At 64.0% G+C, this 13,923-nt stretch carries 10 protein-coding genes; 1 reads left to right on the plus strand and 9 read right to left on the minus strand.

Going from position 1 to position 13,923, the window contains the following annotated elements:
* From selB to CBW50_RS24555, 7 genes are all read right to left on the minus strand, one after another.
* Positions 1-1,202: selenocysteine-specific translation elongation factor (gene selB / locus CBW50_RS24525; RefSeq protein WP_086147944.1), on the minus strand; the 1,202-nt coding region annotated here is incomplete at its 3' end.
* Positions 1,199-2,620: an L-seryl-tRNA(Sec) selenium transferase gene (gene selA / locus CBW50_RS24530; RefSeq protein ID WP_086147945.1), complete on the minus strand. Its 1,422-nt coding sequence runs from the start codon at positions 2,618-2,620 to the stop codon at positions 1,199-1,201. The genes selB and selA, both read right to left, overlap by 4 nt.
* Complete coding sequence (gene fdhE, locus CBW50_RS24535) at positions 2,620-3,681, minus strand: formate dehydrogenase accessory protein FdhE (protein ID WP_172404875.1); 1,062 nt, start codon at positions 3,679-3,681, stop codon at positions 2,620-2,622. The genes selA and fdhE overlap by 1 nt, the downstream gene beginning before the upstream one ends.
* 126 nt (positions 3,682-3,807) lie before the next feature.
* The gene (locus CBW50_RS24540; protein WP_086147946.1) at positions 3,808-4,479 is read right to left on the minus strand and encodes a formate dehydrogenase subunit gamma; all 672 of its coding nucleotides are present in this window, start codon (positions 4,477-4,479) and stop codon (positions 3,808-3,810) included.
* Entirely contained in the window at positions 4,469-5,389 is a 921-nt protein-coding gene (gene fdxH, locus CBW50_RS24545) for a formate dehydrogenase subunit beta (protein ID WP_086147947.1), read from the minus strand. Before fdxH ends, CBW50_RS24540 begins: the two co-directional genes overlap by 11 nt.
* 13 nt (positions 5,390-5,402) lie before the next feature.
* Positions 5,403-8,474 carry a formate dehydrogenase-N subunit alpha gene (gene fdnG / locus CBW50_RS24550; protein WP_086147948.1) on the minus strand — a complete coding sequence of 1,024 codons (3,072 nt, stop codon included), beginning with the start codon at positions 8,472-8,474 and terminating at the stop codon, positions 5,403-5,405.
* Between the two features lie 328 nt (positions 8,475-8,802).
* The gene (locus CBW50_RS24555) at positions 8,803-10,953 is read right to left on the minus strand and encodes a TonB-dependent siderophore receptor (protein ID WP_086147949.1); all 2,151 of its coding nucleotides are present in this window, start codon (positions 10,951-10,953) and stop codon (positions 8,803-8,805) included.
* Positions 10,954-11,335: 382 nt separating this feature from the next.
* On the opposite strand from CBW50_RS24555, the gene CBW50_RS24560 reads away from it, so the two are divergent.
* A complete protein-coding gene (locus tag CBW50_RS24560; protein WP_086147950.1) occupies positions 11,336-13,045 on the plus strand; it encodes a methyl-accepting chemotaxis protein in 1,710 nt (569 codons plus the stop codon).
* 74 nt (positions 13,046-13,119) lie between these two features.
* Here the strand turns inward: CBW50_RS24560 and CBW50_RS24565 are convergent, their stop codons facing one another.
* The gene (locus CBW50_RS24565) at positions 13,120-13,419 is read right to left on the minus strand and encodes a toxin-antitoxin system YwqK family antitoxin (protein ID WP_086147951.1); all 300 of its coding nucleotides are present in this window, start codon (positions 13,417-13,419) and stop codon (positions 13,120-13,122) included.
* Positions 13,420-13,440: 21 nt separating this feature from the next.
* Positions 13,441-13,893, minus strand: a complete 453-nt coding sequence (locus CBW50_RS24570) for a hypothetical protein (protein ID WP_139842626.1) — start codon at positions 13,891-13,893, stop codon at positions 13,441-13,443.
* Positions 13,894-13,923 lie beyond the last annotated feature (30 nt).

The raw sequence follows: 13,923 nt of genomic DNA on the forward strand, positions 1-13,923 counted from the left end.
CGCACCAGCAGCGACTCGCGCATGCCCAGCGGACTTTGCGCCAGCAAGGCGCCGATGTCGCCGTGCGCGACAAACGCGGCCAGCGCGTCCAGCCACGCCAGGCGCGCCGGGCTGCGCCGCTTGCGCGCGGGGCCGAACGGATCAAGCACCATGCCGCCGCCCACCGTCTGCGTCGCTTGCGCATTGCGCACGACGAAGCGGTCGCCCGGCACCGCATGCATGGGAGCGTCGAACACCAGCTGCACCCTGCCCGTCTGCCCCGGCCCCAAGGTCTCGCCATCGAGCATGACGGCGCGCGCCAGCTGGTGCGCCGCGCCCAGGTGCACATGCAGCGGCGACCAGGCCTTCAATTGCACGCCGGCGTCGGGCAGCAGGGTCAGTTCCACGTCGACGCGCTCGGAACACTGCGCCAGCTCGGGCGCGACGATCCAGTTGCCCCGCTCGATGCGTGCGCGGTCGATGCCGGCCAGGTTCAGCGCCAGGCGCTGGCCCGCCATGCCCGTCCCGGACGCGCGGTTCTGCGCATGGATGCTGCGCACGCGCGCATCCACGCCGCCGGGCGCCAGCTGCAGGCTGTCGCCCACCGTGGCCATGCCGGCCAGCGCCGTGCCCGTGACGACGGTGCCCTGCCCCGACAGGGTGAACACGCGGTCCACGCCCAGGCGGAACAGCCGGCGCTCGTCGCGCCGCGGCAGGGTGCGCGCCACCTGCGTCAGGTGCGCCAGCAGGGCCGCCACGCCGGGATCGCTGTCGCGGCTGGCGGCCGTGGGGAAAATCGGGCTGCCGGCCAGCGGCGTGCCGGCCAGCAGCGCCTCGATGTCCGCCTCCACCTGCGCCACCCTGGCCGCGTCGGCGCGGTCGACCTTGGTCAGCGCCACGGCGCCGCGCGTCACGCCCAGCAGCCGCAGAATCGCCAGGTGCTCGTGCGTCTGCGGCATGACGCCATCGTCGGCCGCCACCACGAGCAGGGCGAAGTCGATGCCCGTCACGCCGGAGGCCATGGTGCGGATGAATTTTTCGTGGCCCGGCACGTCGATCACGCCCAGCACCGTGCCATCTGCCAGCGGCAGGTAGGCGTAGCCCAGTTCAATCGAGATGCCGCGCGCCTGCTCTTCCTTGAGGCGGTCCGTGTGCACGCCCGTCAGCGCGCGCGTGAGGGTCGTCTTGCCATGGTCGATATGGCCTGCGGTGCCGACGATCATGCGGACAACCCGGCCAGTTGCGCAATGAAGGCCGTTTCGTGCGCCGCTTCCAGGCAGCGCAGGTCCAGCCATAAAGTGTCTTGCCCGATGCGCCCGATCACGGGGCGCGGCAAGGCGCGCAGGCGCTGCTCCAGCGTGCCCAATGGATTGCTCAGGCGCGTAGCAGACGCGCTGCGGATGGCCAGGCCAAAGCTGGGCAGCTGGTCGACGGGCAAGGCGCCGCTGCCGATCTGGCTGGTCACCGCTTCGGCCGTCACCACGTAGGCGGCGCCCAGCGCGCCCTGCAGCAGCGGCAGCAGGGTTTGCGCCTGCGCGCGCATGGCGGCGGCGGGCCGCGTCAGCAGGCGCAAGGAAGTCAGGCGCTCGGCCAGCAAGTCCGGCGCGCGGTACAGCTGCAGCACGGGGGCCAGGGCCGCCAGGGTCAGCTTGCCCACGCGCAAGGCGCGTTTCAGCGGGTTGCGCTTGATTTGCGCGATCAGGTCGGCGCGCCCGACGATGACGCCGCACTGCGGGCCGCCCAGCAATTTGTCGCCGCTGAAGGTGACCAGGTCGGCGCCCGCCGCGATGGTGTCGCGCACCGTCGTTTCATGCGGCAGGCCGTATTGCGCCAGATCAACGAGAGTGCCGCTGCCCAGGTCCACGGCCGTCGGTATGCCGTGTTGCGCCGCCAGCGGCACCAGTTCGTCCAGTTCCACGCTTTTCGTGAAACCGGTAATGGCGTAATTGCTGCAATGGACCTTCATCAAGAGGGCCGTGTCTTCATTCACGCCATTCGCGTAATCGGCCAGGTGCGTGCGGTTGGTGCTGCCCACTTCGCGCAGCACGGCGCCCGCGCGCGTCATCACGTCGGGAATGCGGAAGGCGCCGCCGATTTCCACCAGTTCCCCGCGCGAAACGATCACTTCCTTGTTCTGCGCCAAAGTATTGAGCATCAGCAGCACGGCGGCCGCATTGTTGTTGACGATGGTGGCCGCTTCGGCTCCCGTCAGTTCGCGCAGCAATTCCTCGACGAGGTCGTCGCGGTCGCCCCGCTTGCCCGTTTCCAGGTCGAATTCCAGGTTCATCGGCCACTGCAGCGCTTCCACCACGGCTTGCACGGCGGCGTCGGGCAGCAATGCCCGCCCCAGGTTCGTGTGCAGCACGGTGCCCGTCAGGTTGAACACGGCGCGCAGCTGCGTGCGCGACTGCGCCTGCAGGCGTTCGCCCATTTGCGCGGCGATGGCGGCGATCGTCGCGCCTTCTTCGCCGAATGCAGCAAACCCTGCGCCGGCCAGCATGGCCGCGCGCAGCTCGGCCAGCACGGCGCGCGCGCAGGCCAGCGTCTGCACGCGGCCGAAATGCGCCATCAACTCAAGGCAAGCCGCGTCGCCCAGAATGCGGTCCACCGACGGCAGGCGCACGGTCTGCTCAGGCTTCATCAGGCTGCGCCCTGGGGTTCGCTCTTGCCCAGCCACAGCAGCGGATTGCCGCTGGCGCGCTGGTAGCCGGCCTCGCCCACCAGCAGGTCGAGCATCAGGCTGGCCAGGTCGTCGGCCAGGGGCTCGACGTTGTAATCGTGTTCCTGGTTGAAGACTTTTCGATAGGTATGGCAATCGTCGCAGGTTTCCGCGCGCGCCACCTTCTTCGGGTCGTTGGCCTTGTTCGGCAATTTCTCGTCCTTGGCCGTGACGGGGTCGAACGGCGCAGCGTCAGCCGCATCGAGGCCCTGGTAGGCGATCTTGCCGTTCTGTTCGCAGGTCGAACATTTCACGCGCACCATATGCCATTCGCTTTCGCAGATGCCGCAGTGCAGGTAGCGGTAGCCCTGCGACTGGCCGCCGATGCGGATCACGCTGGCGACGGGGTGCGAGCCGCAGACGGGGCACAGGGTGCCCGTGTCGAGGTCCGGCACGCGCGCGGCGCGCAGTTCGCTGGCCGATACCGACCACAGGATCTGCAGCGCGGCGGCGACGAACGGCGCATGCATGGGATTGACATTGTCGCCATTTTCATCGAGCACGCAATCGGCGCAGGCGTCCAGCGCGGCCACGTCGAGCGCGCGCAGCTGCGCCAGCACCTGCGTCAGGCCGCCGGACAGGGCCGGCTGCCGGGCCGCCGTGGCGGCCAGTTCATCGAGCAGGCTGGCGAAGATGTCGCGCCAGACGGGCGGACGGGCGCCATTGACGGGCAGCACCGGCATGCGGTGCTGTATCGCGCGGCGCAGCGCGTCCGGTTCGGCGGCAGGCACGGCGCCGGGCGCCAGGCGGCTCACCACGGCGGCCTGCGCATCGGCCAGCGCGGCCATCAGCACCAGGTAGCCCTGCATACCCGCGTCGACGGGGATGCCCTTGATATTGCCCTGCGCCAATTCGCGCAAGCGCAAGGCGCGCGCCTTGAACAGGCTGTCAGGCTGCGGCAGCAGCAGGCGCGGAATCGCGTTGTGGTCCAGGCCTTCGATTTCGCCTGGCTGAAGAATGCGTTGTACCAATGGAGTTCCCATCAAAAAAAGCAAGGCAGCGCCAGCGGAGTTGGCTGTGCTGAAAAAGTATTTTAATCGATAAAGAGAAAGGGGCCGATCCTGTGGGACCGGCCCCGGCTCTTGCAGCAGGGTATCGCTTACGGCCGCTTAATCCTTGCTGTTGCGTACCACCGCCTCAAACCACTTCGGATGGTGCTTGCGCGCCCAGCCATAGGTGACGGTGCCGCGCACCATGGCGCCGATCGAGCCCTTGACCCACAGGGCCGCGTAGATGTGCACGATGATGGCGCAGATGATGGCAAAAGCACAACCCGCATGCAGCAAGGCGGCAAAGCGCACCACGTCGATGGGGAAATAGAACGCGAAGTACGCGCGCCAGATCACGATGCCCGACAGCAGCAGGCCAATCATGCTGACCAGCAACACGAAGAACAGGATCTTCTGGCCGGCATTATATTTGCCGATCTTCGGAAGCTTGTCCTCGCGGTTGTGCAGCACGTCGTCCATTTGCTTGAGCCATTGCCTGTCGCCATCCTCGAACTTGTTGTGGTGCCAGAAGCGCAGCACCAGGATCGCGAACGAGACGAACATCACCAGGCCGGCAAACGGATGCAAAATGCGCGTCCATTGCCCGCCGCCGAACAGGTTCGCCAGCCACGCCATCGACGGATGGAACATGGCCAGGCCGGACAGGGCCAGCATGACGAAGGTGATGGCCGTGACCCAGTGATTCGTGCGCTCATTGGGGTTGTAGCGCTCGATCAAGGGATTGCCGTCCTTGTCGCGCAGCTTGCCATCGTGCAGTTCACTATGCTTCATGCTGTTCCTCCCGGATGCGCTTGGCCTCTTCCAGCGCCTCGTGCTCTTCGTCCTTGCTCACTTCGTTCGGACCGACACGCGTGTAGTGGAACAGGCCCGCCAGCGCCGTGGCCGCCATGCCGGCGACGGCCAGCGGCTTGGCCCAGCCCTTCCAGAAGCCCACCATCGGACTGATGCGCGGGCGCTCCGGCAGGTTCGAGTACAGGCGCGGCTTGTCGGCATGGTGCAGCACGTACATCACGTGCGTGCCGCCCACCCCGGCCGGATCGTACAGGCCCGCGTTTTCAAAGCCGCGCGACTTCAGGTCGACGATGCGCTCTTCCGCATGCACCTTCATGTCTTCCTTGGTGCCGAAGACGATGGCGCCCGTCGGGCACGTCTTCACGCAGGCCGGTTCCTGGCCCACGGCGACGCGGTCCGAACAGAGCGTGCACTTGTAGGCGCGGTCGTCCTTTTTCGAGATGCGGGGCACGTCGAAAGGACAGCCGGCCACGCAGTAGCCGCAGCCGATGCAGTTTTCCTGGTGGAAATCCACGATGCCGTTCGTGTACTGCACGATGGCGCCCGGCGCCGGACAGGCTTTCAAACAGCCCGGGTCCTCGCAGTGCATGCAGCCATCCTTGCGGATCAGCCACTCGAGGTTGCCGTCGTTGCTTTCGTGCTCGGCAAAACGCATCACCGTCCACGATTGCGGCGTCAGGTCCGTCGGGTTGTCATAGGTGCCATGGTTTTCGCCGACCTCGTCCCGCAAGTCGTTCCATTCCATGCACGCCGTCTGGCAAGCCTTGCAGCCGATGCATTTCGACACATCGATCAGCTTGGCCACGGTGCCCGTCACCGGGCTGCGCGCCTGCGGCGGCGTCACCGTGGTAGCCGACAGGCGCCGGATATCTAAGGATTGCAGTGCCATTATTGATCTCCCATCATGCTTTTTCCACCTTCACGAGGAAGGACTTGAATTCCGGCGTTTGCGAATTCGCATCCCCCACGCCCGGCGTCAGGGTATTAATCAGATACCCCGGCTTGGCCACGCCCGTAAAGCCCCAGTGCAGCGGCAGGCCCACCGTGTGCACGGCCTTGCCCTCGATCATCAAGGCCTTGATGCGCTTGGTGACGACGGCCTTGGCGATGATGTGGCCGCGCTTGGAGCTGACGCGCACTTCTCCGCCGGCAACGACGCCGATGCTCTTGGCCAGCTCTTCGCCGATTTCGACGAATTGCTGCGGCTGGATGATGGCATTCAGGTGCGCATGCTTGGTCCAGTAATGGAAATGCTCGGTCAGGCGGTAGCTGGTGGCCACGTGCGGGTATTCCTCATGCGTGCCGAATTGCTTGCGATCATCGGCAAACACGCGCGCGGCCGGATTGCTGGTCGCCTGCGGGTTCTTCGGGTGCATGGGGTTATAGCCGAGCGGATTTTCGAACGGCTCGTAATGCTCGGGGAACGGCCCTTCGGCCATGGCCCCGCGCGCAAAGAAGCGCGCCACGCCCTCGCCCAGCATGATGAACGGCCCCATGCCGTTTTCCGGCGGTTCGTCGGCCTTGAAGTCGGGAATATCGGCCCCGCTCCAGTTGGTGCCATTCCACTCGATCAATTTACGGGTCGGGTCGAAAGCCTTGCCCTTCAGGTCGCACGAGGCGCGGTTGTACAGCACGCGGCGGTTGGCCGGCCACGCCCAGGCCCAGCCCAGGGTCTGGCCGATGCCGGTCGGATCGCTGTTGTCGCGCCGTCCCATCTGGTTGCCCGCCTGCGTCCAGCTGCCGGCGAAGATCCAGCAACCGCTGGACGTGGTGCCGTCGTCGCGCAATTGCGCGAACGACGCCAGCTGCTCGCCCTTTTTCACCAGCAGCTTGGTCGGATCTTTCGGATCGTACAAGTCGGCCAGCGCCTTGCCGTTGAATTCGCGGGCGATTTCTTCCGGCTGCGGGTTATGCGGCTGCGCATAATTCCACGTCAGGTTGACGATCGGATCGGGGAACTTGCCGCCCTCTTTCTTGTACATGCTGCGCATGCGCAAGAACAGGCCCGACATGATCTCCAGGTCGCTGCGCGCCTGGCCCGGCGGTTCGGCCGCCTGCCAGTGCCACTGCAGCACGCGCGACGAGCTCACCAGCGAACCGCGCTCTTCGGCGAAGCAGCTCGTCGGCAGGCGGAACACCTCCGTCATGATCTTGGCGGGATCGACTTCATGGTACTTGCCGTGCGGCTTCCAGAATTCGCCCGTTTCCACGGCCAGCGGGTCCATGATGACGAGGAACTTCAGCTTCGACAGCGCTTCCGTGACCTTCTGCTTGTTCGGCGCGGAAGCGATGACGTTGAAGCCCTGGCAGATATAACCGGTCATCTTGCCCTGGTGCATCAACTCGATGGCTTGCATCAGGTCATACGGCTTGTCGAGTTTCGGCAGGTAGTCGAAGGCGTAATTATTCTCGGCCGTGGCGAAATCACCCCACCACGTCTTCATGAAACTGACGTGGAACTTGCGGTAATTGCTCCAGTAGCTGAGCTGGTTCGGCCGCAGCGGCTTGGTGGCGCGCGCGGCGATATAGCCATCGAAATCCTGCTCCGCTTCATTGGGCAGTGTCATGTAACCTGGCAACAGGTTCGACATCAGGCCCAGGTCGGTCAAGCCCTGGATGTTCGAGTGGCCGCGCAAGGCGTTCATGCCGCCGCCCGCGATACCCATGTTACCCAAAAGCAACTGCACCATGGCGCCCGTGCGGATGGTTTGCGCGCCCGTCGAGTGGTGCGTCCAGCCCAGCGCGTACAGGATGGTGCCGGCGCGTCCCGGCACGGCCGTCGAAGCCAGGGCTTCGGCTACCTTGTGGAACTTGTCGGCCGACACGCCGCACGTGCGCTCGACCATTTCGGTCGTGTAGCGCGCGTAGTGCTTCTTCATCATCTGGTAGACGCAGCGCGGGTGTTCCAGGGTCGGGTCGACCTTGGCGTAGCCATCGTCGCCGATCTCGTAATCCCAGGTGGCCTTGTTGGTGTACTTGCCTTTTTCCTTGTCGAACCCCGAGAACAGGCCGTCCTCGAACGCATAGTCTTCGCGCACGATGAAGGGCATGTCCGTGTAGTTGCGCACGTACTCATGCTGGATCTTGTCGTTCGTCAGCAGATAATTGATGATCGCGCCGAGGAAGACGATGTCCGTGCCGGTACGCGTGGCGCAGTAGTAATCTGCCACGGATGCGGTACGGGTAAAACGCGGATCGACAACGATCAGCTTGGCCTTGTTATGCGCCTTCGCTTCCGTTACCCATTTGAATCCGCAAGGATGTGCTTCTGCTGCATTGCCGCCCATGACCAGGATCACGTCGGCATTCTTGATATCGACCCAATGATTCGTCATCGCGCCACGGCCAAACGTCGGGGCAAGACCTGCCACCGTCGGTCCGTGTCATACACGCGCCTGATTATCAAAGGTCAGCATCCCCATGCTGCGCACTGTCTTGTGGGTCAGATACCCCACCTCGTTGCTGCCGGCGGACGCGGCAAGCATGCCGGTGGAGAGCCAGCGGTTGACGGTCTTGCCGTCCGCATTCTTTTCGATCAGGTTGGCGTCGCGGTCATCCTTCATCAGGCGCGCGATCTTGTCGAGCGCCACATCCCAGGAGATCGGCTGCCATTCCGTGCCGCCCGGTGCGCGGTATTCGGGCACTTTCAGGCGGTTCGGACTGTGGATGAAGTCAACCAGGCTGGCGCCTTTCGGGCACAGGGTGCCGCGGTTGACCGGGTGATCGGCATCGCCTTCCACGTGGATGATGCTGGAGACGGCGTTTTTCGCGCCATCGCCCAGTCCATACAGCAGCACGCCGCATCCTACCGAACAGTAAGGACAGGTATTGCGCGTCTCGGTCGTGCGAGACAGCTTGTATTGCCGCACTTCCGCCAGCGCCTGGCCCGGTGCAAAACCGAGCAGGGCGAGGCTGGAACCAGCAATGGTCGCGCCAGTAACCCGAAGGAACTGGCGCCTGGACATCTGAACCATAATCAGGCCTCTATGATGTGAGTAAATAAAAGTCATACAACGTCATGACGGTGTCATATCAATAAGATATAAGCACCATGCCTGTGCCATATGAGGCGTATTTTACCCCTCAAAGCCATTCAAGGCCGAGTCCGCCGGAAAAAATTACCCGCAGTCAACATTAATTTATCCATACCGAATACTTCCTCTAAATGGACGGGCCCGCAGCCACGGCCCGTTTGCGCCGCCAGCGCCAGCCGCGCAGCGCCGGCAAAGCCGCCGGCCGGCGCGGCGCGGCGGGCATGAAAAAACCCGCTCGCGAGCGGGTTTGGTCGGGGCACGGCAAAAATTACATGCTGTAGCGCAAAGTCAGCGCCACGTTGCGCGGTGCGCCCGGCAAGCTCAGGTTCGGACTGGATCCGTGGCCGGAAACGATGTAGCGCGTGTCGCCGATATTGTTGATGTTCAGCTGCACTTCATAGCGGCCCGAGCGGTACGCGGCCATGGCGTCGGCCGTCACGTAGCCCGGCAGCACCACCGTGTTGCCCGGGTTCGCGAAACGGCTGCCGACGGCATTCGCACCGCCGCCCACCGTCAAGCCGTGGCCCAGGTCTTTCGTCAGCCACAGGTTGGCCGTATTGCGCGCGGTCAAGGTCGCGCGCTTGCCCTTGACGTCGACGGAGCCAGGCTTCGTCGTGCCCGGCGCATTCACGCTCATATCCTTGGCGATGGAATCGGTGATGGTGGCGTCCAGATACGCATAGCCGGCCATCATTTTCCAGCCGTCGTGCAAGTCCGCGTTGAAGGTCAGCTCCAGGCCGTCCGTGCGCTGCGTGCCGACGGGCACGATGCGGTTGGTGATCGGATCGGTGATCTTGATGTTGTCGCGCTCCAGGCGGAACAGCGACACGGTGGCGTTGGCGCGGCCGCCCCACAGATCGTACTTGGCGCCCACTTCCGTGTTGCGCGTGGTTTCCGGCGCCAGGTCGGCATTATTCGCGGCCAGGGCGAAGTTCTCGCCGCTGGGCTGGAACGAACGGCTCCACGACGCGTAGTACGATTGCGCCGCGCCCGGTTGCCAGACGAGACCGGCGCGGGGGCTGTAGGCCGAATCCGTGCGCGACAGGTCCGCCGTCGTCACGCCAAGCGCATTGGCCAGGCGCGACTGCTGCTTGTAGCGGTCGTAGCGCAAGCCTGCCAGCGCCTTCCACTCGTCACTGAAGCTGATGGCGTCCTGCACGTAGGCGGCAGCCGTGTCATAGGTGCCGAAGGTATCGCTGCGCGCGCCCAGCTTGCTGCGGTTGACCTGCGGCAGGACGGGATTGAAAATCGATACATTCGTCGCCACGACGGTCGAGGCCCAGTTGCTGGCATCCTTGTTCTGCTTGCCGAACTCGGCGCCGTACAGCACTTCGTGGCGCAGGCTGCCCGTGAGCAGCTTTTGCGTCAGTTCCGTCTGGTTGAACCAGCCGCTCTCGTCACGGTTGAGCTTGGCGTGACCGAGGTTCATCGTGCCTGTGACCTCGTTGACGTTGCCGGAAATGTTCGTGTTGTTGCGGTCCAGGTGGTAGTCGTAATAACGGAAGGCATTGCGCAGCGACAAACTATCGCTGAACTTGTGCGTCAGGGTGGCGGCCGTGGAGACCACGCGCGACTGGCTGAAATCCGCATCGCGGGCATTCGCGGCGCCATAATAGGTGCGCGCATCGACGGCGACGGGACGGCCGTGCCAGGACGGGATGCCGAAGTCCGTCAGGCGGCGGTCTTCCAGGTAGTCGCCCTGCAGCAGCAGCTTCGTCGCGTTTGAGAGGCGGATGGCCACGGAAGGCGCGATCGCCGTGCGGTTGATGAATTGCTGGTCGCGGTAGCTGTCGGACAATTCGCGCGCGCCCGTGACGCGCCAGTCCACCGTCTCGCCGACTCTGCCCACGTCGACCTCGCCGCGGCGCCCTGCCGTGTTGCTCAGGCTCAGGGCCACGTCCGTGATATCGATGCCGGGCTTTTTGGTGATGCGGTTCACCAGGCCGCCCGAGGAACCGCGGCCGTACAGCACGGCGGCCGGTCCCTTGATCACCTCCAGGCGCTCGACGTTCGACAGGTCGCGGAAATACAGGGCGTCATCGCGGAAGCCGTCGACGAACTGGTCGCCGATGGCCGTGAAGCCGCGGATGAACACCTGGTCGCGCTGGCCGTCGCCCGTGGACAGGCCCACGCCGGGGATGTTCTTCATGATGTCCTGGATCGACACGGCGTGCTGATCGCGGATGACGGCGGCCGGCACCACGTTGATCGTCTGCGGCACGTCGCGCAGGGCCATTTCCGTCTTGGTGCCGCTGGCGGAGGTGGCGGCGACATAGCCATTGCTGTCCTTGGCCGCCGTCACGGTGACGGCGGGCAGGCTTTCCTGCGCCCACGCTGCCAGTGGGGTGGCGCCCAAGGTCAAGGCGCCCAGTACGGCGATGCTGATCGGTGTGAATCCTGGCTTGCGACGTTGCTGCATACAATTCCCTGGTCAGTGTTTTAATACGAATGATTATCATTAGTATTTTATCAGCCGGCACGGCGAAAAGTAAGGCGAAATGTAAGTGATAGTACTTATAGACTAGGGACTTGATGTAAAAAAGCAACAGGAAATTAATATCAAGAAGTAATTAAAATTGCCTTGGAAAACTATTTCCTCGCGTCAATGCTATACTTGCGGTTTGCTGGTGAGCGGCATCCCAGGCCGCCCCACCCCTTGCTTTACCTCTAACGCCACGCACAGCGCGGCGCGCCGCAATGCATGCACGCGGCACCCGAAGACCCCGATCCCCTGCGCCTTGCGGCGCCTGTCCGCCCCTGCTGGCGGCGGCGATCATGACTATTAAACTGTTAGGAATTACATGAAAAACCTGAACATCGGCAGCCGACTTGGCGTCGGCTTTGCTGTCGTATTGTTGTTGCTTGCCGCCTTGACCGTTACCGCCCTCGTGCGCATGCAAACGGCCAGCGATCTGACCTACCGCCTCATCAATACCAGCATCAAGAACCAGCGCATGGTGGCCGAATGGTCGAAGATCATTGAACTCAATAGCGTGCGCGGCGTCGCCTCGTTTGAAATCACCGATCCTGTCGTGCGCGCCAAGATCGAGGAAGACCTGAAAGTCGATGCGGACCGTTCCAGCAAGCTGCAGGACGACATCGTCGCATCCTTGCTCAACCCGGCCGTGATCGAGCAATTCAAGGTCGTGCGCAAGGTGCGCACCGACTATGTGACGACGCGCGCGCGCGCCTTCAAGATGAAGGCCGACGGCGACGTGGCGGGCGCCAAGATCGTGTTCGAGAAGGAAGTCGCGCCGATCACCGTGGCCTACCTGGCCGAGGTGAAGCGCTTTGCCGGCATGCAGATCAAGGCGGCCGACGGCGTCGGCGCCAGCATCATCGAGGCTTACAGCAGCACCCGCATCTTCCTGATCACCATGGGCGTGCTGGCCGTGCTGATGGGCATCGGCTTCGCCTGGTGGATCACGCGCTCGATCACCGGCCCCATCCGCGACGCCGTGAAAGTGGCGGAAACCGTGGCAGCTGGCGACCTGAGCAGCACCATCACGGTGCGGGGCCGCGATGAAACGGGCCAGCTGATGCACGCCCTGAAAACCATGAACGACAGCCTCGTCGGCATCGTCGGCCAGGTGCGCAGCGGCACCGACACCATCGCCACGGCGTCCGCGGAAATCGCCGCCGGCAACCAGGACCTGTCGTCGCGCACGGAACAGCAAGCCAGCTCGCTGGAAGAAACCGCCTCGTCGATGGAAGAACTGACCTCGACCGTGAAGCAGAACGCCGACAATGCCCGTCAGGCCAATAAACTGGCCGGCGACGCAGCCGGCATCGCCAGCCGCGGCGGCGCCGTGGTGGCCGAAGTGGTCGCCACCATGGGCGAGATCAATACCTCGTCGAAGAAAATCGTCGATATTATCTCTGTCATCGACGGCATTGCCTTCCAGACCAACATCCTGGCCCTGAACGCGGCCGTGGAAGCGGCGCGCGCCGGCGAACAGGGCCGCGGCTTTGCCGTCGTGGCAACCGAGGTGCGCAACCTGGCGCAGCGCTCGGCGGCGGCGGCGAAAGAAATCAAGGGCCTGATCGACGACTCCGTGCAAAAAGTCGACGTGGGCACGGACCTGGTCGACAAGGCCGGCAAGACGATGGAAGAAATCGTGCAAAGCATCGCCTTCGTCACGTCCATCATGAGCGAGATCAGCAATGCCAGCGAAGAGCAGAGCGCCGGCATCGAGCAAGTCAACCAGGCCATTTCCGAAATGGACCAGGTGACCCAGCAAAATGCGGCCCTGGTGGAAGAAGCGTCGGCCGCGGCCGAAGCCATGCAGGAACAGGCGAGCGAACTGGCGCAGGTGGTCAGCGTGTTCCGCCTGGACGCCAATGCGGCGGCGACCGACCGTTTCAGCATGAAGGAGGTGCAGCGCAATGCCGCGGCGGCTCCGGCAGCCCCGGCCGCTCCTGCACGCAAGGCCCCCGCCCTGCGCCTGCCCGCGACGCGCGCCAGCAGCAAGGCAACGGCGCCTGCCGAAGGCGATTGGGAAGAGTTTTAAAGTGTCACGATCAGCGCGTGGCAGTCAATGCCACGCGCTGCCGGTAGACGGCCGGGTCCGGCATTCATCCGCGCTCAGGCCCGCGCCATCTGCTTCCCCGAGGCATCCCAATAGCGCCAGTCGCCCGTTTCGGCGCCATCCACATAGTGCCCTTCGGCGGCCGGCGCACCCGTTTCATAAAAGTCGCGCCACAGGCCGTTTTCACGTCCCTGCACGTAATGCCCCTCCGAAATGACCGTGCCGTTGCGATGGTATTCGCAAAACAGGCCATGGCGTATCCAGCGCGTGCCGTCCGCGGACAGTAGCCGCGTGTAACGGAAACGCAACTCGCCCGTGTCATACAGGATTTCAGCCAGGTTCAACTCCACTTCCATTTTCCACCTCTCATGTCTGCATCAAGCCAGTCTGGCTTGCGTATCGTCAATCAGTTTCGCCAGTTCGCGCGGCACGGATTGTCCCAGGAATGCCAGCGCCAGCGCCTCCGGATCGACGGCGGCATCCATCGGCAAGCCATGCTCGAAGCCGCCCACCATGATGCGGCAGAAATGCGGCGATTCGGCCCGCGTTTCCACGTACCAGCAGCCCGCATGACCTTGCACAAAGTATTCGCCGATAAAGTAGCCGAGCATGGTCTTCACCCACTGCCAGCTCTCGTCGCGGATGACGATGGTGCGCATGGCCGCATCGATATACGGCAAGTACTCGGCCGCGTTGGTCAGCACTTCGTGCGCGGGCTGGATGCCCAGGCGCTCGACGAAATGCACCAGCGACGCGCCCAGCGCGTCATAATAGACATCAAAAGCCGTCTGGCTTTGCTGCAATAATTGTTCTTGTTCGTACGACAGCATCAATACTCCATCCCATTCAAAAATCCCGCC

The sequence above is a fragment of the Janthinobacterium sp. GW458P genome, from assembly GCF_002127585.1.
GTDB lineage: Bacteria > Pseudomonadota > Gammaproteobacteria > Burkholderiales > Burkholderiaceae_D > Janthinobacterium.

Excerpts from the sequence above, each read along its gene's own strand:
- CBW50_RS24560 (WP_086147950.1), top strand. The coding sequence starts at position 11,336 with ATGAAAAACCTGAACATCGGCAGCCGACTTGGCGTCGGCTTTGCTGTC.
- CBW50_RS24570 (WP_139842626.1), bottom strand. The coding sequence starts at position 13,893 with ATGCTGTCGTACGAACAAGAACAATTATTGCAGCAAAGCCAGACGGCT.
- fdhE (WP_172404875.1), bottom strand. The coding sequence starts at position 3,681 with ATGGGAACTCCATTGGTACAACGCATTCTTCAGCCAGGCGAAATCGAA.
- CBW50_RS24555 (WP_086147949.1), bottom strand. The coding sequence starts at position 10,953 with ATGCAGCAACGTCGCAAGCCAGGATTCACACCGATCAGCATCGCCGTA.
- fdxH (WP_086147947.1), bottom strand. The coding sequence starts at position 5,389 with ATGGCACTGCAATCCTTAGATATCCGGCGCCTGTCGGCTACCACGGTG.
- selA (WP_086147945.1), bottom strand. The coding sequence starts at position 2,620 with ATGAAGCCTGAGCAGACCGTGCGCCTGCCGTCGGTGGACCGCATTCTG.
- CBW50_RS24540 (WP_086147946.1), bottom strand. The coding sequence starts at position 4,479 with ATGAAGCATAGTGAACTGCACGATGGCAAGCTGCGCGACAAGGACGGC.
- CBW50_RS24565 (WP_086147951.1), bottom strand. The coding sequence starts at position 13,419 with ATGGAAGTGGAGTTGAACCTGGCTGAAATCCTGTATGACACGGGCGAG.